At 63.5% G+C, this 669-nt stretch carries 1 protein-coding gene; it reads left to right on the top strand.

All coding sequences use genetic code 11. From position 1 onward, the window contains the following. Positions 1-40 precede the first annotated feature (40 nt). On the top strand, positions 41-669 hold a 629-nt coding region (locus ACPXB1_RS30650), incomplete at its 3' end, for an AMP-binding protein (protein ID WP_425736180.1).

Genomic DNA, 669 nt, shown 5'->3' with positions numbered 1-669 from the left:
GCGGGTGTTTGGGTCGGCGGGTTTGGTGCGGTTGGCGGGGATGTTCCGGGTGGTGTTGGAGTCGATGGTTGCGGATCCGGGTGGGGATTCGCGGGTGGTGTGTGTGCCGTCTGGTGAGGCGGAGTGGTTGTCGCGGGTTGGTGTGGGTTCTGTGGTGCCGGTGTCGGGGGTGGCGTTCTCGGCTTTTGAGGCGAGGGCTGCTTCTGATGGTGCTGCGGTTGCGGTTTCTGGTGGTGGGGTGTCGTTGTCGTATTCGGAGTTGAATGCGGCGGCGAACAGGTTGGCTCGGTATTTGCGTTCGGTGGGTGTGGGTGCCGAGGTGTTGGTGGGTGTTTGTTTGCATCGTTCGGTGGATCAGGTTGTGGCGATGTTGGCGGTGCATAAGGCCGGTGGTGTGTATGTGCCGTTGGATCCGGGTTATCCGTCTGAGCGTTTGGGTTTGATGGTTGCTGACGCGGGTGCGTCGGTGGTGGTGACGTCGTCGGTGTTGGTGGCGGGGTTGTCGGGGTTGTCGGCTGAGGTGGTGTTGGTTGATCGGCCGGGGTTGTGGGCGGGTGAGTCTGGTGTGGATGTGCCGCCGGTGGTGGGTCCGGACAACGCCTGTTATGTGATTTACACGTCGGGCTCGACGGGCCGGCCGAAGGGCGCGGTCGTCACCCACGCCGGCCT

Origin of the sequence: Micromonospora sp. DT68, from assembly GCF_049847245.1 — a bacterium.
Classification (GTDB): Bacteria; Actinomycetota; Actinomycetes; order Mycobacteriales; family Micromonosporaceae; genus Micromonospora; species Micromonospora profundi.
The sequence above is the reverse complement of the archived record's forward strand: the minus strand, read 5'-3'. Positions and strand labels throughout refer to the sequence as shown.